Here is a 25153-nt window from a genome sequence, read left to right as displayed (position 1 = left end):
CGCGTCATCCCGTGCGCGCTGCGGCATGCAATGCCGCTGCGCAGACACGGGACCGCCCACCGATAAAAGCTCCGATCACCCGGCGAGGTCAGACCACGCCGGGTTTTCCTTTTCGATCAGCGTGACCTTCCAAGCACGGCTCCACGTCTTCATAACCTTCTCGCGCTCGATAGCTTGATTGGGATCGTCGAAGGTCTCGACGTAGACGAGCCGGTCTATGTTGTATTTGGCCGCGTGGCCCTTGATCGCATGGGCTTTGTGCTCCGCGATCCTGCGTTCGAGGTCGTTGGTGATGCCGACATAAAGCGGGCCGTCCTGGCGCGTCGCGAGGATGTGGACTGCGTAGATGCGGGCGGTCATCCGGAGCCTCGCGTCGAGGGCGAGATGGCACCTTATTCTGCACACGGTCCCGTGTCTGCGCAGCAGCACTCCGTGCCGCAGCGCGCACGGGATGACACCGCTCTTTGAACCAGCGGCGCGCTGAAGCGTTCAGCACTCACCGATCAACCTGAGTGCTCCTCGCATGCTTCGCTTCCTCGCCCCTGCCCTGATCTCCGCAACCCTCGCCACGACCGCCATCGCCCAGGAAATCCCGCCGAAGGGCGAGAAGCCGGCAACGCCGGAGATCGCGACCTGCAAGAGCGCCGCGCTGCAGGCGCTCCACGCCAAGGAGCCGGAGATCAAGGACATCTATATCGACGAGGACGCCGCCACGGTCGCGGTGTCCGAATCGAAGATCGAAAACATCCCGGTCACGCGCATCGTCATGGCCGAGGCCTATCTGAGGACCGACCGTTCGGACAAGCCGCGCCGCTTCCTCTGCCTGCTCGGCGAGAAGAACAAGGTGCTGCTGACCTTCTTCACCGCGCGCTGAGGCCTGCCGCCAGGCAAAGCGAAAGGGCCGCTCAACGGCCCTGTTGCTCTCCTGGGAACGAACGGCCCCTCAGCCGCCGTCGACGACCCTGGTTGCGGGCCGGTCATGGCCGTCCGCCAGCTCCTCGTGCCAGCGGCCGTTCTGATCCTGATAGACGATCCCGTCGGTGTTTCCGGCGACCGTCTGCCGGGCAGCGGCCCGGTTTGCCGCCTTCAGCGCCGCATCATGCGTCGGAAAGGTCTCCGACAGCGCGCCGCCGACCTTGTAGGCCCAGCCGCCATCATGCTCGACCACCTCGTACTTGACCATGACCATCGCGCATCCTCCTTTCGCTCGAGGGAAAACCGCGCCCCGGCCATGGAGTTCCGGCTAGTCGCCGTTGCCGCTATCGGCCGCGCGCAGCGAATCCAGCGCCGGCATCGAGGTGATGTGATAGCCGGCATCGACATGATGGATATCGCCGGTGACACCTCCGGAGAGATCCGAGAGATAATAGAGCGCCGAGCCGCCGATCTCTTCAAGCGAAACCGACTTGCGCAGGGGCGAATTGGCACGCTGCCAGGACAGCATGGCGCGCGCATCGGAGATGCCGGCGCCGGCCAGCGTCCGCACCGGCCCAGGCGAGAGGGCGTTGACGCGGATGCCGCGCGGGCCGTAGTCGCCGGCGAGATAGCGTACGCTCGCCTCCAGCGCCGCCTTGGCGACGCCCATGACGTTGTAGTTCGGCATGATCCGGGTCGAACCGCCATAGGTCAGCGTGATCATGCTGCCGCCCCTGGGCATGCGCTCCGCCGCGCGCCGGGCGATTTCCGTGAAGGAGAAACATGAGATCACCATCGTCCGCGAGAAATTCTCGCGGCTGGTGTCGGCATAGAGCCCCTTCAACTCGTTCTTGTCGGAGAAGCCGATCGCGTGGACGATGAAGTCGAGCGTGTTGCGCTCGGGATCGCCGCCCCAGGCCTCGTCGAGCGTGGCGAAGGTGGCGTCGACCGAAGCGGCGTCCTCGACATCGCAGGGCACGACCAGCTTCGAGCCGATGCTCTCCGCCAGCGGCCGGACGCGCTTGCCGAGCGCATCGCCCTGATAGGTGAAGGCGATCTCGGCGCCATGGGCGTGAAGGGTGCGGGCAATGCCCCAGGCAATCGAATTCTGATTGGCGACGCCCATGATGAGGCCGCGCTTGTTGTGCATCAGCGGGAGCATGGCAAACTCGGAAGGGGCTTCAGGAACGGGTCCGAAGGCGGGGGCATGGAGGGAAGTCGGCTGGTCGGGTCGGTCGAACTCTGAACGGCATAGCAGCATTGCCGGGCCATTGACGGCCCGCAGACGTCTAGTCGGTCTTGGTGATCGCGGCAGCCGCCGCCTTCGAGGTGGAAACCGGCACGATCTCGAAACGCACGAGATCGTTCCATTGCAGGACCCATTCCTGCAGCAGCGCGACATCGTCGCATTCCATGATCTGGAAGCAGCGGCCGAGATCGGCCGAGACCCAGCTCTCGACATAGCGCACGCCGGCCGGAGCCATCCGCCCGCTATGCTGGAAGCGGGCGTAGACATCCTTCACGCGGGCCTGATCGAAATGCTCGATCACCATGAAGAGCATGGCGCTCTCAGACCTCCAGGCGCTTCATCACGATGGTGGCGTTGGTGCCGCCGAAACCGAAGGAGTTCGAGAGCACGGTGCCCAGGCCGGCATTGTCGATGCGCTTGCGCACGATCGGCATGTCGGCGAAAGCCGGGTCGAGCTCGTCGATATGGGCGCTTTCGCAAATGAAGTCGTTGTTGAGCATCAAGAGCGAGTAGATCGCCTCCTGCACGCCGGTGGCTCCGAGCGAATGGCCGGTCAGCGACTTCGTCGCCGAGATCGGCGGCGACTTGTCGCCGGCGCCGAAGACCTCGCGGATCGCCTCGATTTCCTTGGCGTCGCCGACCGGGGTCGAGGTGCCGTGCGGGTTGATGTAATCCACCTTGGACTTCACGCCCTCGAGCGCCATCTTCATGCAGCGCACCGCGCCCTCGCCCGACGGAGCGACCATGTCGTAGCCATCAGAGGTCGCGCCATAGCCGACGATCTCGCCATAGATCTTGGCGCCGCGCGCCTTGGCGTGCTCCAGCTCCTCGAGCACGACGACACCGGCGCCGCCGGCGATGACGAAGCCGTCGCGGGCCAAATCATAGGCGCGCGAGGCGCGGGCCGGGGTGCCGTTGAAGTCCGAGGACATCGCGCCCATGGCGTCGAACAGGACGGAGAGCGTCCAGTCCAGTTCCTCGCAGCCGCCGGCGAAGATGACGTCCTGCTTGCCCCACTGGATCAGCTCATAGGCATTGCCGATGCAGTGGTTCGAGGTCGCGCAGGCCGAGGAGATCGAATAGTTGACGCCCTTGATCTTGAACCAGGTCGCCAGCGTCGCCGAAGCGGTCGAGGACATGCCCTTGGGCACGGCGAAGGGGCCGACCTTCTTCGAGGAACCGCTCTCGCGCGCCTTGTCATAGGCATCGATCAGGGCGCGGGTCGAGGGACCGCCGGAGCCCATGATGATGCCGGTGCGCTCGTTGCTGATCTCACCCGTCTCCAGGCCGGCATCGGCGATCGCCTGCTCCATCGCGACCTGGTTCCAGGCCGAGCCGCCGCCATGGAAGCGCATGGCACGCCGATCGAGCACCGTCGCGGGGTCGAGCGTCGGCACGCCGGCGACCTGGCTGCGGAAGCCGTGCTCGGCGAAATCCGGCACGAAGGAGATGCCCGATTTGGCTGTTTGCAGCGAGGCCAGGACCTCCTGGGTGTTGTTGCCGATGGACGAGACGATGCCCATCCCGGTGACGACGACGCGTCTCATGCTCGCTTACTCCAGCTGTCAGCACGCGGCGAGCTGAGCCCGTCGCTCTGGCATTGATACCGCGCAAATGGACCGAGCGGCAGCTGCGCGCAAGGTCGCGGTGCGCTTTTCCTCAGGCCGCTTCCGGCTTGAACAGGCCGACGCGCATGTCGCTGACCGTGTAGATGCGCTTGCCGTCGGCCTCCAGCCAGCCATCGGCGATGCCGAGGACGAGCTTGGACTTGAAGACGCGCTTGAAGTCGACGCCGTAGACGACTTTCTTGACCGAAGGCAGGACCTGGTCGGCGAACTTGACCTCGCCGACGCCGAGCGCCCGGCCGCGGCCGGGCAGGCCGAGCCAGCCGAGGAAGAAGCCGGTGAGCTGCCAGAGCGCATCGAGCCCGAGGCAACCCGGCATCACCGGATCGCCCTTGAAATGGCAGTCGAAGAACCAGAGATCGGGCTTGATGTCGAACTCGGCGCGGACCATGCCCTTGCCGTGCTCGCCGCCCTCTTCAGCGATCGCGACGATGCGGTCGAACATCAGCATCGGCGGCAGCGGAAGCTGCGCATTGCCCGGCCCGAACAGTTCCCCACGACCGCAGGCGAGGATCTCCTCGTAGCTGAAAGACGACTGACGCTGCATTCCCGTGAGGCTCCCTCGCACCGGCCGGATGCAGCCGATGTCTCCGCCGCCGTGCCTAACACGGAGGAAGCCGGAAACGAAAGAGCAGCGGGCGTGTCGACCCACACCGCAACGCCGAAAACCACAACGAAACCGCGCCGGATCAATGCAGGAAGGGCCGCCCGCCGCCTGGAAGCCGGCGCGACGCTTGCGACGGGAAGCCCGACGCCCTACATTTCAGTTGAAATCATTCAAGAGACGGAGCCTCCAGGACATCCGTTAGGCAAAAGGGCACGCGAGCACGGCATGAGCGACCTGACCTCCCAGGACCAGGGCTATGGAACGCCGGCGCGGCAGGGCTGTCCCTTCCACGATATCCGCCAGAAACTGCGGCGCGTCGGGTTGCGCCCGACCCGCCAGCGCGTCTCGCTCGGCTGGGTGCTCTTCGCCAAAGGGCAGCGCCATGTCAGCGCCGAGATGCTGTTCGAAGAAGCGATGAAGGAGCGCATCCCGGTCTCGCTGGCGACGATCTACAACACGCTGCGCCAGTTCACCGAGGCAGGCCTGCTGCGCGAGCTCACCCTCGACGGCGCCAAGGCCTATTTCGACACCGCCGACCATGATCACCATCATTTCGTCGTCGACGGCGAGAACCGGGTGATCGACATCCCGGCCGACGAGATCGATATCGCCACCCTGCCTGTGCCGCCTGCGGGCTACGAGATCGCGCGGGTCGATGTCGTGGTGCGGCTGCGCAAGATCGACGGCTGATCGCCGCTCCGCCGCTTCCGGAGACGATATTCATGCGCTTCACCGATTCGCCGCTCTCGCGTCGCGCGCTGGCAGGCCTCCTGCTCGCAGCGGCTGTCCCGGCGACACCGGCGCTGGCGGCGCCGCGCACCTTGCGCGGCACCGTCGCCTGTCGCGAACGCATGGCGCTGCCGCCAGGCGCCATCGTCGAGGTCAAGCTGCTCGACGTTTCGCTGGCCGATGCCCCTTCCCGCACGATCGCCGAGACCCGCGTTTCCGGTCGGCGCATCCCGGCGCGCTGGACGCTGCGCTTCGATTCGCGGCGGATCGAGCCGCGGCACAGCTACGCGCTGCAGGCGCGCATTCTCGACGGCGACCGGCTGCTCTTCATCACCACGGAACGGCACAGCGTCTTCACAGGTGGGCCGGACAAGACCGATATCTGGGTCCAGCGCGTCTCGGGCGAGGACCGGCCGCCCGCCGCAGCGCCCTCCCCGATCGGAAGCTGGCGTCTCGCCAGCCTCGGCAGCAAGGACGTTCCCGGCTCGATCGCCACGACCCTCGCGATCGCGGCGGACGGCAAGGTGTCAGGGCGCGGCGGCTGCAACGGCTTTGGCGGCCATGCGACGCTCAAAGGCCGGACGATACGCTTCTCACGCATGGTCTCGACGATGATGGCCTGCGCGCCGGACGTGATGGCGCAGGAGCGCGGCTTCCTCGACGGACTCGCGAAAGTCCGCCGCTGGGATATCCATCGCGGCTCTGGCGCGCTCGCGCTGCTCGACAGCCGCGGCCGGCCGGTGATGATGCTGACTGCGCAGTAGCGCAGGCGGCCGCTCAGTCGACCTTCTCGTTGGGATAGACGCCCCAGAGACGCTCCTGGCGGATGAAGCCGTCGATGTTGCCGACGCTGACGTGGCACCAGGCACTGACGCAGGACGAGACGCTGGTGACGACGCCCGGCTGCAGCCTGGCGACCACGGCAGCCTCCTCGTTCGCGGCACTGCGCATCGGGAAATTCTCGTCTTTCTTCTTCGACCAGGGCGCGACGAGCGCCGTCCGGCGGCCGGAGAGCAGGCTGTGCAGCACCCAGCCCTCGGTGCCGTCGGCATCGCGCACGCGGCGCCAGGTCTCGAATTCCGCGGTGACTTCCATCGGCAGGCCAGCGCGCTGATAGACCCAGCGCGTCCGGTGCTCCTTCGAGGGGCCTTCGCGCAGGTTCACGCGGTCCGTCTTCAGGCTGACATAGCGTGGCACCGGCAGCCCGGTGACCGACCCGGCCTGCATGTCCTGGGCAGAGGCGACCGCAGGCAAGCCGAGGAGGGCGAACGTCGCCAGAACCAGGCAGCGCATCGACGAGACCTTCATGCCGCCACTCTCCTTCGCGTCCGCTTACCCCCGGCGAAGGGGCAAGTTGTCATCCGGTGCGCTGCCGCCTAGACAACGATCATGGTGCCGCGCAACAATTCCCATTCCTGGGCCACCAGGGTTAATGGCGGGTTGAGGATATCAGGCCGATACGGCCAATGACGGAAGGGTGACCGCCATGTCGAAGAAGAAGCCCTTGGTGGTGGTGACGCGCAAACTGCCCGCCGTGGTCGAGACCCGGATGCGCGAATTGTTCGATGCCCGGCTCAACATCGACGACAAGCCGATGTCGCAGGCCGCGCTGGTCGAGGCCGTGAAGACCGCCGACGTGCTCGTCCCGACCGTGACCGACAAGATCGACGCCGCCATCATCGCGCAGGCCGGCGACCAGTTGCGCCTGATCGCCAATTTCGGCAACGGCGTCGACAATATCGACGTCGCCAGCGCCGTGCAGCGCGGCATCACCGTGACCAACACGCCGGGCGTCCTGACCGACGATACCGCGGACATGACGATCGCGCTGATCCTGGCCGTCGCCCGCCGCATCGCCGAAGGCGCGCGCGTCATCCCGGACGACGACTGGGCCGGCTGGTCGCCGACCTGGATGCTCGGCCGGCGCATCACCGGCAAGCGCCTCGGCATCGTCGGCATGGGCCGCATCGGCCAAGCGCTGGCGAAGCGCGCCGCGGCCTTCGGCCTGTCGATCCACTACCATAACCGCCGCCGCGTCGATCCGCGGATCGAGGAGAAGCTCGACGCGACCTATTGGGATTCGCTCGACCAGATGCTGGCGCGGATGGACATCGTCTCGGTCAATTGCCCGCATACGCCGGCGACCTATCACCTGCTCTCGGCCCGCCGGCTCAAGCTGATGAAGCCGGACGCCATCCTGGTCAACACCGCCCGCGGCGAGGTCGTCGACGAGACAGCGCTTGCCCGCATGCTGGAGGCCGGCGAACTCGCCGGCGCCGGGCTCGACGTGTTCGAGAGCGAGCCGGCGGTCAATCCGCGCCTGCTCAGGCTGGCGCGCCAGCACAAGGTCGTGGTGCTCCCGCATATGGGCTCGGCCACGCATGAAGGCCGTGCCGACATGGGCGAGAAGGTCATCGTCAACATCAAGACCTTCATGGACGGCCACAAGCCGCCGGACCGCGTGCTGCCGAGCATGCTCTGACGCGCCAGTCTCTCACCCCCCCTGTCATTCCGGGGCGCGCCACGGGCGCGAACCCGGAACCCACGACCGGGTGAGACAGTCCATGCCGCGCAATTTAAGACTCACCCAGTCGTAGGTTCCGGGCTCTTCGCTGCGCGAAGCCCCGGAATGACAAGGGTGGTTGAGGCCACGAGTGATCCGGCAGGCACCTAGGCCGGCAGCTCAGGCGGCGCGCAGTCCCGCGAGCCGCGCGGCTTCCGCCGGCCAATCCCTGTAATCGTCGATAACGCCCCCCGCTCCAGCAGCCAGCAGGCGCTCGCGCATGCGCGCCTTGTCATGGGCCACGCCGGTAAAGCCGGCGACCTGCATGCCCGCCGCCCTTGCCGCCAGCACGCCCGGCACCGAATCCTCCAGCACCAGGCAACGCCCGGCATCGGCGCCCATCTGCGCGGCCGCGAACAGAAAGACATCCGGCGCCGGCTTGCCGCGCGCCACTTGCGAGGCCGAGAAAACATGGGGATCGAACAGATCGATCAATCCTGCCAGCGCGAGATTGCGGCGCAGCGGCTCGAGCACCGTCGAGGATGCGACGCAACGGCGCCCGGCCAGAACGGTCAGCGCTTCCCGCACGCCGGGCAGCGCGCGCAGCTCGGTTTCCAGACGCAGCGTGACCGCATCCTCGATACGCGTTTCGAAATCGGCCGGAAGCGGCCGGCCGAGCTCCGCTTCGATGATCTTGAGGCCATCGACCCAGGGAATGCCGACGAGCTGCTCGACATAATGGTCGAGCGTCCAGTGACTCAGGCCGATCTCATGGCATAGGGCGAGATTGACCTCGCCATAGAGCGTCTCGGTATCGATCAGCGTGCCATCGCAATCGTAGATGACAAGGTCGAACGACACGGGCCTTGCTCCCGGCCGCTTAGCGGGCCTGGAGCGCGTCGAACTGGCCGGTCTTGCGGAAACGCCAGAGATAGGAGGAGATGACCGCCTCGGACGAGGTCGGCGCCAGCCCGAGCCCGGCGAAGTCGCGGCCCTCGGCCTTGGCCTCGGCAGAGACGACATTGTCGCTTTCGAGCAACGTCACCTGATCGCGCGTCATGACGAGCTCGTCCGGGATCAGGCCCAGCGTCAGGGAATCGGCGACCTGCAGCACGCTGCCCATGATCCGCGCCAGCGGGAAAGGCAACGGCGCGAACAGGCGCTTGCGGCCGGTCACCTTGCAGACCTCCTCGACGATCTCGCGCAGGCTCTGCACCTCCGGCCCGCCGAGCTCGTAGACGCGACCGCCCTGGACCGTGCCGTCGACGGCGCGGGCGACGATCTCGGCGACATCGCCGACGAAAGCCGGCTGGAATTTGGTCGCGCCGTCACCGACCAGCGGCACCACCGGCAGCATCCGGGCGAGCGAGGCGAAGCGGTTGAAGAAGGTATCTTCGGGCCCGAACATCACGGACGGCCGCAGCACGACCGCGCCCGGCACGGAGGCGAACATGGCTGCCTCGCCCTCGGCCTTGGAGCGGGCATAGGCCGAAGCCGATTCGGCGGAGGCGCCGAGCGCCGAGACCTGGACCAGACGGGCGATACCGGCAGCGGCGCAGGCCTGGGCGACGGCACGCGCGCCATTCGCCTGTACGGCCGGGAAGCTCTGGCGACCCTGCTCCTGCATGATGCCGACGAGATTGACGACAGCATCCGCCCCCTTCACGGCGGCAGCGACCGAGGCGGGATAGCGCAGATTGGCCTGAACGGCATGGATCTGGCCGACTGTGCCGAGCGGCTGGAGGAAATTGGCGAGATCCGGCCGGCGCACGGCGACGCGCACCCGGTAGCCGCGCTTGACGAGCGCGCGCACGACATGGCGGCCGACGAAACCGGAGCCGCCGAAAACCGTGACGAGTTGCTGGGCCGGGGCTTGGGAAGCCATCGTGAAAGCTCCGTTTAGAATGCTTCTGCCCTCCTAGATCATGTTCCGCCAAAGTGGAAATGCCTTTTGCGGCAGAGACCTCCTGCGCCCAGGCCCTGCGGCGTTCCGCCCTACTCCCAGACGCCGCATCCCCCATTCAACGCCGATCAGCCGCTTTCGGACCGGAACGGCCCGGAATTCGCTATGGCCGCTGAGGCTATTTCCACAGGGCTGCAAAAACAAATTCGTTTCGTCGCGACAGGGCCGTTGACAGGACGACTCGCCCCCCGTAAACGAACCGCCGTTGCCCAGGTGGCGGAATTGGTAGACGCACCAGCTTCAGGTGCTGGCGCTCGCAAGGGCGTGGAGGTTCGAGTCCTCTCCTGGGCACCACATTTACCTTCGCCGGCTTTTCGCCGGTGACCGAAAAGGCCTCCGGAACCTAGTGTTTCGGAGGCCTTTCTCTTTACCGGCCTTCGTTGACAGCCGCCGAATTTATTGGCCTCGCGGGGCCATAAGGCCATCGGCCCGAAGGCATGGATCCTGAGCGCGAGAACCTCGCGCAGCACGGTTGGCGCTTCGGCCGGCGGCGGCGCGTTCGTATAGCTGCATCCGAGTATCGTGCGGCAGCGCCGACCCTTTTCCGCCCGGAAGGCCGCCGCGGCGCCTTCTACTGGATATTCTTCGCCGTCAATCGCGGCCAATTGCCGTCGGCTCGGGCGATATAGGTCTTTGTTCGCCCGAGCCAGATAGTCCTCACGCCGAGGTCGTAGTTGAGATAGAGCCGGCCATCCACGATCGACCAGGCCTCCGGCTCGATCTTGACGAGATAGCCGCGCGAGGTTCCGTAGGCGCAGAAGCCGCCATAGGCTGGCAGGTAGCGCTCCGGATCGGCCACGAACAGCGCCTTGTGCTCGGCGCTGGCGAAACGCCAGGTCGCGCCGCCATGCCGGGCAGTGAATTCGGGCTTGCCGAGCCGAGGACCGCCGTCACGGAAATAGGCGACGGGGTCGTAGCCGCGGATCGCGAGACCATCCGGGGAACCCAGGGTGTTGACGGGGCGCGGCGCCTCCGCCCCGGCATCGCTCGCGGCGGCCAGAGCTGCCACGGCGAAGGCGATGAACAGGCGTCTGTCGAGCATGGTTTTCCCTCCCGCTCTCAGGTCCGGCGCGCTTCGAGCGTCTCGAAGACATAGGCCGCGAGGTAGCCGTAGATCGCGTGGCCGATCAGGCTCATGAAGGAAAGGCGCGGCACGTCGTTCAGCAGGAAGTGCTGTCCGGCGAGCGGCGCGAAGAAGGCGAGCGCGATGAAGTAGGTGATCACGCCCCAGATCCAGCCATCGGCCGGCATGCCGAAGCTCTTCACCCAGCGCGTCAGCCCCCAGTAGCCGAGCGGGTAGAACAGGAAGCCGGTGATGAAATGCAGCAGCTTGGCGGTGGGCGTCGAGATCGTCAGTCCGAGCTGATGGTAGAAAAGCGACTTCACCAGTTCCGGCGGCTCCAGCGGATATTCGGCGAACCAGGCAGTCGGCACGGCCGAGAACAACTCCCAGAAACCGAGGCCGGCAAAGCCGCCAAGGGCCAGATTGATCACGGTGCGGGTCGAGGGCAGTGCGAAGCGATAGGTCATGGTCGCGGTGTTCATGGCATGCCTTCCTGTGCGGATCAGTGAGCGATGGCGAGCGGGGTGGAAGCCACAGCGAGTGCAGCGAGCCGCCCGGTGCCGCGGCTGCGCAACTGAGCCAGCCGGCGCGCGGCGAAGAGATTGCTGCCGCCGCGCCGTGCCAGGCGTCGGCCGAGGATATCGGCGGCGCGGTCATGCTGGCCGGCGCGGATCAGGCTCTCGGCATAGGCCTGCTCGAACAGGTCACGCTGGGCGTGGCTGCCGCCGATGGCGATCAATCCACCGCGCGCGGCGCCGAGCAGGCGGGCGGCTTCGTCATAGTCGCCCTCGTGGAAGGCGATCAGCCCGAAGGCGGCGAGCGCCCCGTTGCGGGCGGCGGCGCGCCGCTCGCCGTCCGGATGGACCCTGGCGTCCTCGATCAGGCTGCGGGCGATGGTCTCGGCCCCGTCGGTATGGCCAGCACCGAGCAGCGACAAGGCATAATGCAGGTCGGCAAAGACGAGGCGGCCGTCATGGATGCGTCCTTCGGCCTTGCCGGCAAGCTCCTCCCAGCGCTCGCCGACATCGACGCCGGCATAGTCGAGCCGGGCGAGCAGCGAGGCGCCGTTGGCGATGTCGCGATAATCGTCGGTCGGTTCGGCCCGGATCTCCTCGTCATAGAGCCGCAGCACTTCGGCGGTCTCGCCGCGCTCCAGCCGGAACAGGGCGAGATGCCAGACGATATGGAAGCGCAGATTGTTGGCATGCGCGAGATTGCGCCCGTCCCCAAGCCAGACGATGCCCTCGTCGGCGCGACCGGTCATCTCGAGCACATGGGCAACCGCGTGGCGGCCCCAGGCGTCGCGCGGGCTCAAGGTCACGGCGCGGCGACCGACGCTCTCTGCCTCGGCATAAAGGCCCTGCTCCTCGAGCGCGAAGGCGTGGCAGCCATGGACGAACCCGGCGAGGGGATGGCTTTCGCCGAAACCCGGCGCGATCAGGCGCAGGGTCGCGAGCATTTGCGCCTGATCGCCGAGCATGAAGCGCAGGCCATGCGAGAGCTTGAGCGCCAGCACGTCGAAAGGATGGGCGAGGAGGATCGTCTCCAGTCGTTCGGCCGCACGGCGCGGCGCATCGTCCAGCCAGAGCGCCAGCGCCTCCGCGACCATGGCTTCACGGCGCGTGATCGGGCGCAGACGCGCGGCCGCCCGTGCTCTGGCGAGGCAATCGCGGGCCGGAGTGACGAGCTCGGCACGCGCCAGCGAAAGCAGCATCAGCCCCTTGGCGGCATGGGCCAGAGCGAAGTCCGGGTCGGCGGAGAGCGTGCGGGCGAGATGCTCGGGCGTGGCGGCAGCATGGGCCATGAGCGCTTCGAGTGTGTCGTTCCAGGCCAGGCGCGCGGCCTCGTTCGAGACCGTGATGCAATCGCCGGAGAGATCGTGATGAGTGGCGTAAGACATGGTGGCGTAAGACATGGGCTGCTCCATTGCCGCACCGCGAAGGGGGCTCTTCAGGGAGTTCGCAAGCGCTCGATCAAGCGGCGTTCAACTCGCTTCACGGACCCGTGTTGTCAGCGGAGCCTGCGCAGCCGGCTCAGCGAGCGGCTTGCGCGCCGGGCCGGCCCAGGGCGCGCTCTTGAACCAGCCAATCGTGAGCGCTGTGGCGAGGATCAGCGCGAACCCCGCCAGATTGAGCAGCGCCACAACGAACTCGCCGCGCCCGACCGTATCGGCAATGGTCCCCAGCAGCCGCGCGAGGACAACGCTGGCCACGAAACAGGCCAGCGACTGCCGCCCGATCAGAATGAGCAGATGGCCCACGCCGCGATCGAGCCGGCCTCGCCAGGGTTCGATCAGGCTGAGCACGAGATAGGCGAGCACCAGGAAATGCAGCACGCGCAGGATATGCAGGTCGGTCTTCTCGCTGGCGGGGATGACGAGGTCGCGGGCCGCCTGCGCGAGTGGCCAGTTCTCCAGAACGCCCCAGAAGGACAGCGGCACCGAGAACAGGATGAAAAGCGCAGCAGCCATCATCAATCGCCGGTCGCCGAGCCGAGGCACCGGCAGCCATTTCATGGCGATGAAGAAGCCGATGAAGAAGATGAATTGCCAGGCGAAGGGATTGAGGAACCAGCCGGCGCCATTCCACGGATTGCCGGACAGGTTGAGGCCGGTCGCCCAGACCGCGGCATAGAGCGATGTCGCGATCAGGAAAGGCAAGGCGGCATGGACCCGGCGCGCCAGCATCATGACCGGCACAAGCGCCAGGATGACGAGATACATCGGCAGGATGTCGAGATAGTCCGGCTGCCAGCTGAGTGTGGCCAAGCCGAGCAGCGCGTTCTCGGGATCGGCCAGCAGCGGCTGGAATTGCTGCGCAAGCACAGCAAGGCCGAAAATCCGGTCGAGCGCGGCGGCGAGCGCGATCAGCGCCAGGACGAGACCGATCTGGGCCCAATAGACCTGCCAGATCCGGTGGGCGATGCGTGCCGTGCCCAGCCCGAGCCCGCGGCGGGTGAAGACACTTCCGAAGGCGAGCGCGCTGGCGATGCCCGAGCAGAAGACGAACAGTTCGGCGCCCGAGGAAAAGCCGAAGCGTGCGGGAATCCAGGCGTTCCAGCTGTTCTCGGGCAGATGCGCGACGCAGATGATCAGCATGGTCAGGCCGCGAAACACGTCGAGCCGCTCATCGCGCGGCCGCTTCGCCGGCATGGCGGGGAGAGCGGTCATCAGAACGCTCCCTCGTAGCAGGAGGCGTCGATGCGGCAGGCCAGCAGCGTGAAGCCATCGCGTCGAAACGCCGCCCCGGCCTCGCGCGCAAGCGTTTCGCGATCATCGATCGTGGCGCCATGCCCACCCAACGCGCGGGCAACGGCGGCGAAATCGGTTTCGCCGATATCGACGCCAGCGCGGGCCAGGCCGAGCTGGCGCTGCTTGAGCGCGATCAGCCCGAGCGCCCGATCGACCAGCGCGACGATGACGACCGGCAGGCCGAGATCGCGCAGGGTCGCCAGCTCGCCCAGCACCATTTCGAGGCCGGCGTCGCCGACGAAGCACAGCGTGGGCCGGCCGGAGCCGAGCGCATGGCCGGTCGCCAGCGGCAGGGCGCAACCCATGGTGCAGAGCCCGCTCGATTGCAGCATGCGGCCGGGGCCATCGCAGTTCCACATCTGGCTGAGCAGGATGCGGTGCGCCCCGGAATCGGCGGTCGCGACCGTGCCGGGCGGTGCGACGCCGCGCAGGGTCTCGAAGACGGCGTGCGGCCCCCACGTCCCGGGAACGGCAAAAGCGACGCTGAAGGCGCGGCGGATCGCGGCCGGCTCGCCGCCCAGCCAGGTCTCCTGCGGCGTGCGCCCCTCCGACAGGCGTCTCAGGATTGCGCCGACATCGCCTTCCAGCAGCAAGCTGGAATGATGCATGCCGTGTTGAACCGGCTCGGCGACGATATCGATGACCCGCTTGCCGGCCGGCCAGGGGTTCCGCCAGTTCTGCCGCATCTCGATCGGGTCATAGCCGGCGAGCACGACCAGATCGGCGGCCTCGATCAGCGGCCGGACGAGCGCATCGGCCCTGGGCGAGAGGCCGACGGCGCCGATCACGCGCGGATCCTCCTCCGGCACCAATCCCTTGGCCTTGTAGGTGGTGAGCAGCGGCGCGCCGGTCGCGGCCAGGAAGCGGCCGAGTGCGGCCGCGCCACCATCCTGGTTGACGAGGTCGAGTCCCACGATGACGAGAGGTCTCTTCGCGGTGGCGAGCAACGCCTGCGCGGACTGGAGATCGGCCGGAATCGCCGGCGCGGCAAGCGGCATGACGAGAGCCGGGCGCGAGGGCGCCCGGGCTTCCGCAACCGCGATCGGCAGGTCGATATGGACCGGCCCCGGCCGGCCACGCCGGGCCAGCGCGACGGCCTTGGCGACGACGAGGTCCTCGGTGCCCGGCGCGACCCGGAAGCTCGCCTTGACCAGCGGGCGCAGCACGGCCTGATGGTCGAAGACCTGATGGGTATAGCTCTCGGCCAGGGCCTGATCGACGCAGCCGGTGATGAAGAGCAGCGGCACGCGATCCTGCTGGGCATTGGCCACGACATTGACCGCATTGGCGACGCCGGGGCCGAGCGTCGCGACCAGCACGGGCAGCGCGCCGGTCGCGTGCCAGAGCCCTTCGGCCATGAAGCCGGCGGCGTTCTCGTGCCGCGAGAGACGAAAGCGGATGCCGGCGCGTTCCAGCGCATCGACCAGCGCCAGCACCTCGCCACCGGGGATACCGAAAGCGTGCGTCGCACCGGCTGCTGCCAGCCCAAGCGCCAGGAGATCGGCGCCCGTCACGAATCCTGTCGGGCGAACTCCAGCCGGCTCCGCAGCCGCCATCGTTTCGTGACGCATCGTCTCTCTCTCCGCTTCGCCGCTGCAGCGGCCCTGCCGGAGAGATCGCGCGGTGCCCCGGTTTGGTTACACGATCACGGAGACGTGACGCTGCTTCGCCCGGCTGCGACGGGCGAGCCCACCGGCATCGTCAGCCGCCAGGCGCGCTCGACCCATGCCGGGTCGGCCTCGTGGCCGCCGCCATGCAGGCAGAGCTCCAACCGGGCGGGATCGTCGCAACTCGTCGCGACCGCGCAGATCAAGCGCCCCGGTGCAGGCGTGGCGCGAGCGGCTTCTGCCCAGCCGGCGGTACAGCCTCCTGGTGCGAAGATTGCGAAGCTCTTGAAGACATCGCCCTGCCTGGAACCCTGCCGCAGCGTGCGGCCGGCGAGCGGCACCGTCCTATCGCTCGTGCCATGGACATGGATCAAGGGCGGGCGCGGGCCTTCGCAGCCTTCCGGCAACGGCTCCCAGAAGGCGCCGGCGATCGGGGCGAAGGCGGCGAAACGCTGCGGCATCCGGCAGGCGAGATACCAGACCATCGACCCGCCCTGCGAGAAGCCGCTCGCGAGGATGCGGCCGGGATCGACGGGAAAGCGCGCGACGACATCGTCCAGAACCTGACCGACGAAGGCGAGTTCGTCGCGATGGCGCGCGGGCGAGCCGGGGAAGGACCAGGAGTGCCCGGCACCGTCAGGTGCGATCAGCGCGACGCCGAGGCGCCCAGCGACAGCGACGAGGCCCGGATCGGTCGTCACCTCCTCGGCCGAACCCTGATAGCCATGGAAATACAGGATCGCGCCGACAGGGCGCCCTGCCGCGGCCTGTGACGGCAGCACGATGCGATAGCTGCCGCTCGCCACGCTGCAGCCCGCAGTCCCGACACAGGCCTCGCCGGGCTTCGAAGGCCCGGGAGGGTCTCGAGCGTCCGCCGCGCCGGCAGCCAGGAGACCGACCAACGCAGCCACGAGCGGCAGCCTTGTCGCCATCGACCATCTCTCCGCTGCACCGTCGAGGTCTTGCATTCCCGCGCCAACGTAACCGGGCGGCGCACGCAACTCACCTCGGCATCGCGGGCTTGTGAGCAGGCGTCCGCCATGCAACGGACTGGGTGCGAACCTGCCTTCCGAAAAGCGCAATACGTGTCGCTGATAGAACTCGAAACCCAGCTCCGGCCTGTCTTCATCGCCGCGCTCGCAGGCGATGCTGCAGCCTATCGCCTGTTCCTCGATACGATCAGCATGCGGCTGCGGGGCTATCTCCGCCAGATGCTGGCGCGCGCCGGCCGGACCGAGGCCAGCGAGGCCGAGGACGTGTTGCAGGAAACCTTGCTGGCGCTGCACCTGTCGCGCCACACCTACGATGCCGCGAGCCCGGTGACGGCGTGGGCGCATGCGATTGCCCGCTACAAGCTGGTCGACCATCTGCGCCGCACCGGCCGCCATGCCGGCGCCCTGCCGCTCGACGACGAGGCACAGCAGCTCGTCGGGCCGCCGGAGGGCGTCGCGGCCGAGGCGAGGCTCGACCTGGAGCGCGCCATGGCCGCCCTGCCCGAGCGCACGCGCCATCTGATCGATCAGGTCAAACTCCAGGGCGCCAGCGTCGTCGAAGCGGCCAATGCCGCCGGCATGACGGAGACGGCGGCGAAGGTCGCGATCCATCGCGGCCTGCAGGCCATGGCGAAATTCCTCTCGAAACGCGGGGCGAAACCATGATGAAGCGCTGGCATGACCGACGCCCCGTAACCTTTCGCCAGCTTCTCGCGAACTCCCGATAGACCGTGAAACCACGAAGACCGGACATGCAGACCAACGATCTGATCTCCCTGATGAGTGCGAGCGCCCGCCCGGTCGATACCGGCTGGCTGCGCCGTGCGACATGGCTTTGTGCCATCGCGGCGGTCTTGGCCACGATCGGGCTCGTGCTGCTCACGCTCGGCACCAGGCCGGATTTCGCCAGTGCCTGGACGACACTGCCGGTCATTGCCAAGGCCGCGCTCGGTACCAGTGTCGCGGCCATCGCGCTCGTGCTCTTCCAGAGCAGCCTGCGGCCGGGCCTGAAGCCGGCGCGGCGCCTGCCGCTCGTCGCGATCCCGTTCCTGGTGGCGGCCGGTTGGGCGCTCCTGACGCTGGTGCAGGCGCCGGCCGAGCAATGGAGCGCCTTGATCCTGGGCCGCCACTGGCGAGCGTGCCTGATCGCGGTGCCGCTGTACGCGCTGCTTCCGCTGATCCTGCTGCTGTTACTGGCGCGCCGCGGCACTCCGGTGGACCGTGTCCTGACAGGGGCTCTTGCCGGTCTTGCCTCCGCTGGCCTTGCCACTGTCGCCTACAGCCTGCATTGCCCGGATGATACAGCGCCCTTTCTGGCAACCTGGTACGTGATCGCGACCGTGATCGTTGCAGCGCTCGGCGCACTTGTCTTTCCGCGCCTTCTGCGCTGGTGAGATGAAACACCTCCGACGCGCGAAGCAGCCAATCACGATGATTCAGCTTCTGGTTCGGGGCGAAACATCCCTCCCGCACGAGCCTTGATGCGTTTTAGGCGAGCGCTCGTCAGGCGCCCGCTTTCGGACCATCAGTCAATGCCTGGGGGATGGCGCATCCGGCGCGTCAGAAGGAAAGCGATCGCTCCTTCGGGCTTTGGCCGGCGACATCGAGCCTCGTGGATCGATGGAAAACGGCGACTGGGCACAATCACATGCCGTCAGCCAGCCCAATCCAGTAACCAGGCCGATACTGGATTGGCAGAAAGCGCTCGTGCAGCTCTCGCAGAGTCGCCTCTGCATCGAGCCCATCGAAAAGCTTCGGATGAAGCCAACTTGCGATGCGCTGCAGTGCCACGAACTGATAGGGGCTGTTGTAGAACTGGTGCCAGATCGCAAAGACGCGCTGTTCGGCGACGGCTTTGCCATGCGCGAATGCCGGACGCTTCGCCAGCGCCTTGAGCTTGCTGCGAGCTGCCGACAAGTCAGCCCCCGGACCGAGGCCGACCCAGCCGCCGCCGGGAGCCAGCGCGTCCCAGTTTCCGCCGGTTACGATGACGACGTCAGGGTCCCGCGCAATGATCGTTTCGGGATTGATCGTGCCGAACGTTCCCGGAAAGAGTTCCGATCCGAGATTGCGACCGCCAGCCATTTCGACCATGAGGCCGAAATTCTCCTTCCCGAAGCTCATGCAGCAGGCGTCCGAATATCCGGGGATGCGATCCAGCATGACGAGCGGCCGCTTGATGTCCGGGTTTCTCGCTATGGGGCCAGTCACGCGCGCGATCTGGTCTCTGCGGAAGGTGATCAACTCTTCCGCGATTGCCTCGCTTCCGAACAAGCGTCCCAGCAAGCGCAAGGATGGCTCCGTGTTGCGAAGCGGCGCATGGCGAAAATCGACATAGAGCACCGCGATGCCCACGGAGGCGAGCTTATCGACGAGCTGGATCTCGGCGCTCGCCCGCTCGGCTTCGTAGTTGAGGAGAAGCACGTCGGGCTGAAGCGAAATCGCCTTCTCGATGTCGAAATTGCCAGCCCCCACGCTGCCGAATTTCGGGATGCCGGCGACCTGCGGAAAGCGTTCGGCATAGGCGCGGTAGCTGTCGGGGTCGGACTTTTCCAGGTCCTCCCCCCAACCGACGATCCGCTCGAATGGGTTGCCGCGGTCCAGCGCCGCAATGGCATGAATCTGCCGCCCTTCGCCGAGCAGGATCCGCCGAACAGGAAGCTGCACCGCGACCTCCCGTCCAAGGACGTCGGTGACCTTGATCGGCGCGGCTGTCGGCCGGCCAGCCGCGATCAGCGGCAGGCCCAGGCCGACGGCGCCGAGAAGACCGCGGCGAGAGAGGGGCAAGCGCGCCATCACAGGTCCATGGACATGGACAGGAGATATGTCCGCGGCGCCCCTTGCGTGAACGTCCCGAAGGAAGCGGCCCCTGCCCAGTATTTCGTGTCCGTCACATTCACGACATTCGCCCGGAACGTCGTCTTTCGGCCATTGAGTTCGGTCGCATAGCGCAGCCCGAGGTCGAGGCGCGTCCAATCAGGCAAGGCCTGTGTGTTGGCGGCATCGACGTACTGCTTGCCGGTGTGGATGATCGCGGCATTGACGGTCAGGCCTGCAATCCAGGGCACGTCCCATTCTGCACCGAGATTGAGCTGGATGCGCGGCACGCCGATGGGCGTATTGCCGATATTGGCGATGGCGGCCGTCCGGGTCAGCTCCCCATCGAGAAGGGTCACGCCACCGAGCACACGCCATTGCGACGAGATCTGACCGAAGGCCTGGAGTTCGAGGCCCCGGACTCTCTGCTCTCCCGTTTCGGCGAACCTGCCGGCAGGGCTGAGTTCGCCAACAGGCCGCGTGATCTGGAACGCTGCGAGCGAGGCTCCAAAGCCATTATAGTCCAGCTTGACGCCGGCCTCGATCTGGCGCGCCACGTAGGGAGCGAGTATCTCGCCGGCATTGGTGGCCGTAACCGGCGCAACGTCGCCGCGGCTCAGCCCCTCGATATAGTTTCCATAGAAGGAGACATGCTCCCAGGGACGGATGACCAGGCCGACGAAGGGCGTCGTGGCGCTCTTGTCGTAGGAGGAGGCCAGGGTCCCGACATTGGACACATAGTTCCGTGCCTGAATGTTCTGGCGCCGGACGCCGAGCGTCATCAGGACGCGCTCGTCGAAAGCCGAAAGGGTATCGGCCGCCGAGAGGCTGGTCAGCGTGCTATCGGACAGCGGTGCCTGCCGCCCCACGCGCAGAGCCGCGATTTCCGGCACGCGCACGGGATTGTAGATGTTCGAGATGTAAGTCCCGCTAACGGGACCGAACTCGCGCTTGGTCTCCTCATGATAACGGGATGCCTGCACGGTCAGGTTATGGCGAATGAAGCCTGTCTCGAACTTCGCCCTGATGCCGCCCTCGAAGGTTTGGCGATCGATACCCATGCCGTAGAATTGCGGCGAGGTGCTGGTTGTCCCCAGCACGCTGGTGATCATCGGCGCGGAAGCGAAAAAGCGCTCGACATTGCTGTGGGAGGCACCTGCGTTGCCGAACACGGTGATGCCGTCAGTGACGTCGTATTCCAGCTTGAGCAAGCCGCCACGGTCATCGACGTCCGAATATTCCCAGGGCTGAGTGACGTTGCGGCGACCATCCGGAGCTTTGGGAACCGGCACTCCCGCACGCATGAAGAACGGCCGGGCAGGCGCGTTGAAGCGGTCGGATTGAGCGAGGACATAGGCCCATGCACGGAACCGCTCGCCCTGATAGTCGATGGCCAGAGCTCCGACGCCCGACTGCTCCTTCTGATGGTCGACAGCTGTCCTGCCGTCATTCAGGCTCGTGATGGCCCGCACACCCCATTCCCGATTGGCGCCGAAGCGTCGGGAAACGTCGAGCTGCCCGCCGCCTCGTGCGTTCGAACCATAGTTCAGCGTAAAGCGCGTCAGGTCGCCTTCAGCACGCTTCGGAACGATATTGACGACGCCTCCGATCCCGCCATTGGGTGAAACGCCGCTGATCGCTGCCGAAGGTCCCTTCAGCACCTCGATGCGCTCGGCGTAATCGGAAAATACGCGGAAGCTCGGCGCGATGCCGTAAACGCCGTCGAACGCGATCTCGCCGCTGGTGCCCTCATTGATCGGGAAGCCGCGGATATAGAGCGAATCGAACGGCGCGCCCGTGCCCTGGGTTGCCCGTACGGATGGATCGAGCGCGAGGGCCTCGGAGGCCGTCCTGGCCTGGCGGTCGCGGATGAACTGTTCGGTGTAGCTGGTGACGCTGAACGGCGTCTTTGCAATATCGGTGTTGCCGAGAGCGCCGATGCGAGCCCCGGTCGCAACTTGTCCGCCTGCGAACGGCGCCGGAACCTGCGAGGAACGCGTCCCCTCGACGACGATCTCGTCGAGTTGGACCTGGCTCTGCTGCTGAGCGATGACTGGCGTGCAGGACAGGGAAAGGCTCGCGGCGACAATCGCCGTCGCGCTCACCGCCGGCGGCGCCACAAGCTTTCCGCTTCGCGCCATCATAACGACGGAGAATTTCATGAGATTCATTCCAGCACCACAAGCCGCAATCGAAACTAAAACGCTCCGACCTGATGATATCTGCGGTGCAGTCTTGTCAATAATCCGGCCACATATCTGATCATAAACTCGGCGATAGCCCGGATACGCATGATGTTTTTTTAATTACTCAAATTAACTTCATGCCAAGGCGCGATGGGGATGCGCCATCGACACACGCTGCACAGCACCTGCAGCAGCATAGCGAGGTCAAGCAGGCCTTCGTCGATGGCAGTTTCGGGAGGCCGGCCTCCCATGAGCCCGCATTCGGACCTCATAAACCGTGCTGGACCACTGGCCCGGCTGGAATGAGCGCAAGGTCTACCGGCTGATATTGCGCCAGCTGGCGCAATCCTGCGATGTCCGGCAGTTCCATGAGACGCGAGGTGCTGACGATCAGCCGCTCGGCACGCAACTCCTGCATCACGCGATTGAGATGCGGAACGCTGAGCCCCAGCACATCGGCCAGGATGCCTTGCGAAAAGGGAAGATCGAACCGCGTCTGTTCGGCGCATCCGACCTCCAGCAGGCGGTCATGAATCTCGAGCAGGAAATGCGCGAGCCGCTCGATCGGCGTGCGCCGGCCGAGATTGACGATGTGCTCCGCGCAAATCGCGGCTTCCCGGGCTGCGAGCCAGGTCAGGACGAGGCCGAATTCCGGCCGCTCGTAGCAAAGGCGCACGTATGAACTGAGCGGGCAGGCGCTGTAACTGAGATTGCTCACCGCCACGACCGCATAGGTCGAGCGGTCGAAGAAGCTGACGGGAAAGCCGATCACATCGCCCGGCAGAATCACGTTGAGAATCTGCCGCTTGCCGTTCCGCAGCAGCCTGTAGCGGATCGCATAGCCGCTCCGGACGAAGCACAGGTCGCGATGCTCCGCGCCGTGGACGATGAGATCGTGCCGCTTCGCTGCCATTCCCTCGCGCTCCATGATCGCCTCGAGGCTATCGATGGTCCCGGCGGTCATATCCATGAGACGAGAAATCTTCGTGACGAAGGGATGTCCGGTCAGCGGCATGATGCGGTTTACACCCCTTATCGACTGGTTCTCATGGAGTATTCTGCGGCTGATTATTAATCGAGATCAATAATCAATATTATCGGACGAAAGTGGCATTGACCATATAGCCAATGCAGCGGGGAATGGCCGCGACGTGTCTTCAGATATTCGGTGCCGACAGCACGTCCAAACCCCCGCATGACGAAGGGGAGGATCGGACACCAGAGGGGAAGAACGCACATGACATCCGACAATCGCAAGCTCACGAACCTGTCCCGGCGCACGCTGATCCAGGGCGGGCTTGGCGTCGCGGGCGGCGCGATCCTGCCGGCGGGCCTGTTCCCGGTCTACGCGGCCGGCCAGCCGGCGATCGGCACCTGGCCCGAAGGGTCGAAGGGCGACACCGTCAATATCGGCGCCGCCGTACCGCGCACCGGCGCCTATGCGGTGCAGGGCGAGGACGAGCTCAAGGGCTGGCAACTCGCCGTCGAGCACATCAACACCAACCATGAGCTGATGAAGAAGCTCGCGCCGAAGATCAACAACGGCGTCAACGGCAAGAAGGTGAACCTGCTCGCGGCCGACTCCGCCGCCAAGCCGAACCAGGCGGTGCAGGAACAGCAGACTTTCATCAACCAGAACAAGATCGTCCTGATGACCGGCTCGACCTCGTCGGCCGTCGCGGTGGCGCTCAACAAATTCGCGCAGCGCGAGAAGGTGCTCTACGTCGCGGCCATTTCGGGCTCGAACGACACCACCGGCAAGGATTGCGTGCGCTACGGCTTCCGCCAGAATTTCTACGGCGAGACCGCGGCGAACGCGATCGGCCCGCAGCTCGTGAAAGCCTACGGCAAGAACCGCAAGGCGGCGTTCATGACGCCGGACTACACCTACGGCCACACCGTGACCAAGTCGGTCAACGACTACCTGACCGAGAAGGGCGGCTGGACGCAGGTGACCAACCAGGTCTCCCCGCTCGGCACCCAGGATTTCAGCCAGTACCTGACCAATATCGCCAATTCCGGCGCGGAGTTCATCATCAACGTCAACTGGGGCCGCGACGCCGTGCTCTCGGTGCAGCAGGCCAAGCAGTTCGGTCTGACGCCGGCGATGAAGATGGTGATCCCCTACCAGATCCCGTTCCTCGCCAAGGAAGCGGGGCCGGAGCTGATGGAAGGTGTCTTCGCCGCGACCGATTACTGGTGGACGCTCGAGGACAAGTATCCGCTGGCCAAGATGTTCAACGAAGCCTTCGTGAAGAAGTTCGGATATCGCCCGGAATGGGGTGCCGAGAACGCCTATGTCAGCTTCGCGCATTGGGCGCGCATGGTGACGGAGGCCGGCAGCTTCTATCCGCCGGATGTGATCAAGCAATACGAGAAGGGCGAGACGATTCCCTCGCTGCTCGGCGACGTGCGCTATCGCCCTGAAGATCACCAGTGCATCCGCCCCGTCGTCATCGTCCGCGGCAAGGCCGTCAAGGACATGAAGAACAAGGAAGACTTCTGGGAGGTTCTCGAGATCCTTCCCGGCGAACCGCTGATGCAGAAGCCGGATGCGTTCGGCTGCAAGCTCGGCGATTACACCTGACCGATCGAACCCGCCGCCGCGCTGGCTGAGAAGGCGGGTTCTCCGGATTGCGGGAGGGGGTGCGGGGGGCCGAACGTCGGCCTCCCGCGGCTCCCTGCCCGGGTCCCCGTCCGACGACAAGACAAGCGCAGAAGCCGGCGCGAGGCCGGACTCTACCCGCGTTCAGGCAAACGGATAGCATCGTGGTCAACTGGGCGAACTTCATCTCGCAATGCTTCAACGGGCTCGTGCTCGGCGCGCTGCTCGCGCTGATCTCGTCCGGCCTGACGATCATCTACGGCACGCTCGGCGTGCTGAATCTCGCGCATGGCGCGATGTTCATGCTCGGCGGCTATGCCGGCTGGGTCGCCTACACCTATACCGGCTCGTTCCTGGTCGCGGTGGCGGCAGGCTCGCTGTTCGTGATGCTGGTCGGCATCGTGGTCGAGCGGCTCATCATCCGGCATTTCTACAGCCGGCCGCATGAGGACCAGCTCCTCGTCACCTTCGGCCTCAGCATCGTGTTCGTCGAGGCGGTCCGGTTCTTCTTCGGCAGCCTCTCGAAAATGGTGCCGCCCCCGGGCCCGCTCGTCGGCATCACGCCGCTCGGCTTCATGATGTATCCGACCTACCGGCTCGCCCTGCTCGGCATCGTCGCCGTCGCGCTGCTGGCGCTCTATTTCGTGCTCTACCGCACGCGGATCGGCATGATCGTTCGCGCCGGCATCGAGGATTCGGTGATGGTCGATTCGCTCGGCATCGACGTCTACAAGATCTTCATGCTGGTGTTCGGCATCGGCGCCATGGCCGCGGGCTTCGCCGGCATCGTCAATGCACCGGTGGTCTCGATCGCGCCGGATGTCGGCGAGGCGATCCTGGTGCAGACCTTCGTCGTGGTGGTGATCGGCGGCGTCGGCTCCTTCCCCGGCGCGATCCTCGGCGGGCTGATCGCCGGCCAGATCATCTCCATCACCTCCATGTTCAACCCCGGCTATGCCTACATCATGCTGTTCGTGGCGATGACGCTGGTCCTGGTGCTGAGGCCCTACGGGCTGCTCGGCGCAGCCGGCCGCGAGTGACG

At 66.2% G+C, this 25153-nt stretch carries 26 protein-coding genes and 1 tRNA gene; 9 read left to right on the top strand and 18 right to left on the bottom strand.

The genetic code is table 11. From position 1 onward, the window contains the following. Nucleotides 1–75: 75 nt before the first annotated feature. Nucleotides 76–360 (bottom strand): GIY-YIG nuclease family protein, encoded by a 285-nt coding sequence (locus ACWIEX_RS03135; protein ID WP_454031681.1) that lies wholly within the window; start codon nucleotides 358–360, stop codon nucleotides 76–78. A 163-nt stretch (nucleotides 361–523) separates the two neighbouring features. Here ACWIEX_RS03135 and ACWIEX_RS03130 point away from each other — a divergent pair, with 163 nt between their 5' ends. Continuing rightward, nucleotides 524–874 carry a hypothetical protein gene (locus ACWIEX_RS03130; RefSeq protein ID WP_454031680.1) on the top strand — a complete coding sequence of 117 codons (351 nt, stop codon included), beginning with the start codon at nucleotides 524–526 and terminating at the stop codon, nucleotides 872–874. A gap of 69 nt (nucleotides 875–943) precedes the next feature. Here the strand turns inward: ACWIEX_RS03130 and ACWIEX_RS03125 are convergent, their stop codons facing one another. The 5 genes from ACWIEX_RS03125 to fabA form a co-directional block, all read right to left on the bottom strand. After that, nucleotides 944–1189, bottom strand: coding sequence for a DUF2188 domain-containing protein (locus tag ACWIEX_RS03125; protein WP_061968406.1), 246 nt, complete (start codon nucleotides 1187–1189; stop codon nucleotides 944–946). Nucleotides 1190–1243: 54 nt separating this feature from the next. Continuing rightward, entirely contained in the window at nucleotides 1244–2077 is an 834-nt protein-coding gene (fabI, locus tag ACWIEX_RS03120) for an enoyl-ACP reductase FabI (RefSeq protein ID WP_454031679.1), read from the bottom strand. A gap of 127 nt (nucleotides 2078–2204) precedes the next feature. Beyond that, nucleotides 2205–2477 carry a DUF3303 domain-containing protein gene (locus ACWIEX_RS03115; RefSeq protein ID WP_047578035.1) on the bottom strand — a complete coding sequence of 91 codons (273 nt, stop codon included), beginning with the start codon at nucleotides 2475–2477 and terminating at the stop codon, nucleotides 2205–2207. A 7-nt stretch (nucleotides 2478–2484) separates the two neighbouring features. Continuing rightward, nucleotides 2485–3711: a beta-ketoacyl-ACP synthase I gene (fabB, locus tag ACWIEX_RS03110; RefSeq protein ID WP_454031678.1), complete on the bottom strand. Its 1227-nt coding sequence runs from the start codon at nucleotides 3709–3711 to the stop codon at nucleotides 2485–2487. 112 nt (nucleotides 3712–3823) lie between these two features. Beyond that, complete coding sequence (gene fabA / locus ACWIEX_RS03105) at nucleotides 3824–4336, bottom strand: 3-hydroxyacyl-[acyl-carrier-protein] dehydratase FabA (RefSeq protein ID WP_377845654.1); 513 nt, start codon at nucleotides 4334–4336, stop codon at nucleotides 3824–3826. A 285-nt stretch (nucleotides 4337–4621) separates the two neighbouring features. Here fabA and irrA point away from each other — a divergent pair, with 285 nt between their 5' ends. Both irrA and ACWIEX_RS03095 read left to right on the top strand, forming a co-directional pair. Continuing rightward, the gene (gene irrA, locus ACWIEX_RS03100) at nucleotides 4622–5086 is read left to right on the top strand and encodes an iron response transcriptional regulator IrrA (protein WP_454031677.1); all 465 of its coding nucleotides are present in this window, start codon (nucleotides 4622–4624) and stop codon (nucleotides 5084–5086) included. Between the two features lie 32 nt (nucleotides 5087–5118). Next, nucleotides 5119–5889: a YbaY family lipoprotein gene (locus ACWIEX_RS03095; protein WP_454031676.1), complete on the top strand. Its 771-nt coding sequence runs from the start codon at nucleotides 5119–5121 to the stop codon at nucleotides 5887–5889. Between the two features lie 13 nt (nucleotides 5890–5902). On the opposite strand, the gene ACWIEX_RS03090 is transcribed toward ACWIEX_RS03095, so the two are convergent. Then, nucleotides 5903–6433, bottom strand: a complete 531-nt coding sequence (locus ACWIEX_RS03090) for an SH3 domain-containing protein (protein WP_454031675.1) — start codon at nucleotides 6431–6433, stop codon at nucleotides 5903–5905. A 178-nt stretch (nucleotides 6434–6611) separates the two neighbouring features. On the opposite strand from ACWIEX_RS03090, the gene ACWIEX_RS03085 reads away from it, so the two are divergent. Then, a complete protein-coding gene (locus tag ACWIEX_RS03085) occupies nucleotides 6612–7607 on the top strand; it encodes a 2-hydroxyacid dehydrogenase (protein ID WP_454031674.1) in 996 nt (331 codons plus the stop codon). A 201-nt stretch (nucleotides 7608–7808) separates the two neighbouring features. On the opposite strand, the gene ACWIEX_RS03080 is transcribed toward ACWIEX_RS03085, so the two are convergent. Further along, a complete protein-coding gene (locus tag ACWIEX_RS03080) occupies nucleotides 7809–8489 on the bottom strand; it encodes an HAD family hydrolase (RefSeq protein ID WP_454031673.1) in 681 nt (226 codons plus the stop codon). 19 nt (nucleotides 8490–8508) lie between these two features. Then, nucleotides 8509–9513 (bottom strand): complex I NDUFA9 subunit family protein, encoded by a 1005-nt coding sequence (locus ACWIEX_RS03075; protein WP_454031672.1) that lies wholly within the window; start codon nucleotides 9511–9513, stop codon nucleotides 8509–8511. A 285-nt stretch (nucleotides 9514–9798) separates the two neighbouring features. Between ACWIEX_RS03075 and ACWIEX_RS03070 the strand changes: the two genes are divergently transcribed. Beyond that, nucleotides 9799–9885, top strand: a tRNA-Leu gene (locus ACWIEX_RS03070). Between the two features lie 277 nt (nucleotides 9886–10162). On the opposite strand, the gene ACWIEX_RS03065 is transcribed toward ACWIEX_RS03070, so the two are convergent. The 6 genes from ACWIEX_RS03065 to ACWIEX_RS03040 form a co-directional block, all read right to left on the bottom strand. Continuing rightward, entirely contained in the window at nucleotides 10163–10633 is a 471-nt protein-coding gene (locus ACWIEX_RS03065) for a YHS domain-containing (seleno)protein (RefSeq protein WP_454031671.1), read from the bottom strand. Nucleotides 10634–10650: 17 nt separating this feature from the next. Further along, nucleotides 10651–11136 carry a hypothetical protein gene (locus tag ACWIEX_RS03060; protein WP_454031670.1) on the bottom strand — a complete coding sequence of 162 codons (486 nt, stop codon included), beginning with the start codon at nucleotides 11134–11136 and terminating at the stop codon, nucleotides 10651–10653. 20 nt (nucleotides 11137–11156) lie between these two features. Continuing rightward, nucleotides 11157–12569 carry a tetratricopeptide repeat protein gene (locus ACWIEX_RS03055; protein WP_454031669.1) on the bottom strand — a complete coding sequence of 471 codons (1413 nt, stop codon included), beginning with the start codon at nucleotides 12567–12569 and terminating at the stop codon, nucleotides 11157–11159. 69 nt (nucleotides 12570–12638) lie between these two features. Further along, complete coding sequence (locus tag ACWIEX_RS03050; protein ID WP_454031668.1) at nucleotides 12639–13823, bottom strand: OpgC family protein; 1185 nt, start codon at nucleotides 13821–13823, stop codon at nucleotides 12639–12641. Beyond that, nucleotides 13823–15475, bottom strand: a complete 1653-nt coding sequence (locus tag ACWIEX_RS03045) for a thiamine pyrophosphate-binding protein (RefSeq protein ID WP_454031667.1) — start codon at nucleotides 15473–15475, stop codon at nucleotides 13823–13825. Before ACWIEX_RS03045 ends, ACWIEX_RS03050 begins: the two co-directional genes overlap by 1 nt. Before the next feature lie 74 nt (nucleotides 15476–15549). Next, a complete protein-coding gene (locus ACWIEX_RS03040) occupies nucleotides 15550–16443 on the bottom strand; it encodes a CE1 family esterase (protein ID WP_454031666.1) in 894 nt (297 codons plus the stop codon). A gap of 153 nt (nucleotides 16444–16596) precedes the next feature. Between ACWIEX_RS03040 and ACWIEX_RS03035 the strand changes: the two genes are divergently transcribed. Beyond that, nucleotides 16597–17169: a sigma-70 family RNA polymerase sigma factor gene (locus ACWIEX_RS03035; RefSeq protein WP_454031665.1), complete on the top strand. Its 573-nt coding sequence runs from the start codon at nucleotides 16597–16599 to the stop codon at nucleotides 17167–17169. A gap of 86 nt (nucleotides 17170–17255) precedes the next feature. Then, nucleotides 17256–17897: an NrsF family protein gene (locus ACWIEX_RS03030; protein WP_454031664.1), complete on the top strand. Its 642-nt coding sequence runs from the start codon at nucleotides 17256–17258 to the stop codon at nucleotides 17895–17897. A 250-nt stretch (nucleotides 17898–18147) separates the two neighbouring features. Here ACWIEX_RS03030 and ACWIEX_RS03025 read toward each other — a convergent pair whose 3' ends face one another. The 3 genes from ACWIEX_RS03025 to ACWIEX_RS03015 all read right to left on the bottom strand — a co-directional run bounded on the left by ACWIEX_RS03025 (nucleotide 18148) and on the right by ACWIEX_RS03015 (nucleotide 22521). Continuing rightward, nucleotides 18148–19299, bottom strand: coding sequence for an ABC transporter substrate-binding protein (locus tag ACWIEX_RS03025; protein ID WP_454031663.1), 1152 nt, complete (start codon nucleotides 19297–19299; stop codon nucleotides 18148–18150). Then, nucleotides 19299–21482: a TonB-dependent receptor gene (locus tag ACWIEX_RS03020; protein WP_454031662.1), complete on the bottom strand. Its 2184-nt coding sequence runs from the start codon at nucleotides 21480–21482 to the stop codon at nucleotides 19299–19301. The genes ACWIEX_RS03025 and ACWIEX_RS03020 overlap by 1 nt, the downstream gene beginning before the upstream one ends. A gap of 292 nt (nucleotides 21483–21774) precedes the next feature. Further along, nucleotides 21775–22521 carry a Crp/Fnr family transcriptional regulator gene (locus ACWIEX_RS03015; protein WP_454031661.1) on the bottom strand — a complete coding sequence of 249 codons (747 nt, stop codon included), beginning with the start codon at nucleotides 22519–22521 and terminating at the stop codon, nucleotides 21775–21777. Between the two features lie 222 nt (nucleotides 22522–22743). On the opposite strand from ACWIEX_RS03015, the gene ACWIEX_RS03010 reads away from it, so the two are divergent. Both ACWIEX_RS03010 and ACWIEX_RS03005 read left to right on the top strand, forming a co-directional pair. Next, nucleotides 22744–24093, top strand: a complete 1350-nt coding sequence (locus ACWIEX_RS03010; protein WP_454031660.1) for a substrate-binding protein — start codon at nucleotides 22744–22746, stop codon at nucleotides 24091–24093. Nucleotides 24094–24275: 182 nt separating this feature from the next. After that, nucleotides 24276–25151 (top strand): branched-chain amino acid ABC transporter permease, encoded by an 876-nt coding sequence (locus tag ACWIEX_RS03005; protein WP_454031659.1) that lies wholly within the window; start codon nucleotides 24276–24278, stop codon nucleotides 25149–25151. Nucleotides 25152–25153 lie beyond the last annotated feature (2 nt).

The organism is Allobosea sp. NPDC055353, assembly GCF_053644975.1.
This window is presented reverse-complemented; position numbering and strand designations above follow the sequence as displayed.

Excerpts from the sequence above, each read along its gene's own strand:
- ACWIEX_RS03010 (WP_454031660.1), top strand. The coding sequence starts at position 22,744 with ATGACATCCGACAATCGCAAGCTCACGAACCTGTCCCGGCGCACGCTG.
- fabI (WP_454031679.1), bottom strand. The coding sequence starts at position 2,077 with ATGCTCCCGCTGATGCACAACAAGCGCGGCCTCATCATGGGCGTCGCC.
- ACWIEX_RS03075 (WP_454031672.1), bottom strand. The coding sequence starts at position 9,513 with ATGGCTTCCCAAGCCCCGGCCCAGCAACTCGTCACGGTTTTCGGCGGC.
- ACWIEX_RS03085 (WP_454031674.1), top strand. The coding sequence starts at position 6,612 with ATGTCGAAGAAGAAGCCCTTGGTGGTGGTGACGCGCAAACTGCCCGCC.
- irrA (WP_454031677.1), top strand. The coding sequence starts at position 4,622 with ATGAGCGACCTGACCTCCCAGGACCAGGGCTATGGAACGCCGGCGCGG.
- ACWIEX_RS03090 (WP_454031675.1), bottom strand. The coding sequence starts at position 6,433 with ATGAAGGTCTCGTCGATGCGCTGCCTGGTTCTGGCGACGTTCGCCCTC.
- ACWIEX_RS03025 (WP_454031663.1), bottom strand. The coding sequence starts at position 19,299 with ATGGCGCGCTTGCCCCTCTCTCGCCGCGGTCTTCTCGGCGCCGTCGGC.
- ACWIEX_RS03045 (WP_454031667.1), bottom strand. The coding sequence starts at position 15,475 with ATGCGTCACGAAACGATGGCGGCTGCGGAGCCGGCTGGAGTTCGCCCG.
- ACWIEX_RS03030 (WP_454031664.1), top strand. The coding sequence starts at position 17,256 with ATGCAGACCAACGATCTGATCTCCCTGATGAGTGCGAGCGCCCGCCCG.
- ACWIEX_RS03125 (WP_061968406.1), bottom strand. The coding sequence starts at position 1,189 with ATGGTCATGGTCAAGTACGAGGTGGTCGAGCATGATGGCGGCTGGGCC.
- ACWIEX_RS03095 (WP_454031676.1), top strand. The coding sequence starts at position 5,119 with ATGCGCTTCACCGATTCGCCGCTCTCGCGTCGCGCGCTGGCAGGCCTC.
- ACWIEX_RS03015 (WP_454031661.1), bottom strand. The coding sequence starts at position 22,521 with ATGCCGCTGACCGGACATCCCTTCGTCACGAAGATTTCTCGTCTCATG.
- fabB (WP_454031678.1), bottom strand. The coding sequence starts at position 3,711 with ATGAGACGCGTCGTCGTCACCGGGATGGGCATCGTCTCGTCCATCGGC.
- ACWIEX_RS03135 (WP_454031681.1), bottom strand. The coding sequence starts at position 360 with ATGACCGCCCGCATCTACGCAGTCCACATCCTCGCGACGCGCCAGGAC.
- ACWIEX_RS03060 (WP_454031670.1), bottom strand. The coding sequence starts at position 11,136 with ATGAACACCGCGACCATGACCTATCGCTTCGCACTGCCCTCGACCCGC.
- ACWIEX_RS03115 (WP_047578035.1), bottom strand. The coding sequence starts at position 2,477 with ATGCTCTTCATGGTGATCGAGCATTTCGATCAGGCCCGCGTGAAGGAT.
- ACWIEX_RS03065 (WP_454031671.1), bottom strand. The coding sequence starts at position 10,633 with ATGCTCGACAGACGCCTGTTCATCGCCTTCGCCGTGGCAGCTCTGGCC.
- ACWIEX_RS03055 (WP_454031669.1), bottom strand. The coding sequence starts at position 12,569 with ATGTCTTACGCCACCATGTCTTACGCCACTCATCACGATCTCTCCGGC.
- ACWIEX_RS03050 (WP_454031668.1), bottom strand. The coding sequence starts at position 13,823 with ATGACCGCTCTCCCCGCCATGCCGGCGAAGCGGCCGCGCGATGAGCGG.
- ACWIEX_RS03020 (WP_454031662.1), bottom strand. The coding sequence starts at position 21,482 with ATGAAATTCTCCGTCGTTATGATGGCGCGAAGCGGAAAGCTTGTGGCG.
- ACWIEX_RS03040 (WP_454031666.1), bottom strand. The coding sequence starts at position 16,443 with ATGGCGACAAGGCTGCCGCTCGTGGCTGCGTTGGTCGGTCTCCTGGCT.
- ACWIEX_RS03130 (WP_454031680.1), top strand. The coding sequence starts at position 524 with ATGCTTCGCTTCCTCGCCCCTGCCCTGATCTCCGCAACCCTCGCCACG.
- fabA (WP_377845654.1), bottom strand. The coding sequence starts at position 4,336 with ATGCAGCGTCAGTCGTCTTTCAGCTACGAGGAGATCCTCGCCTGCGGT.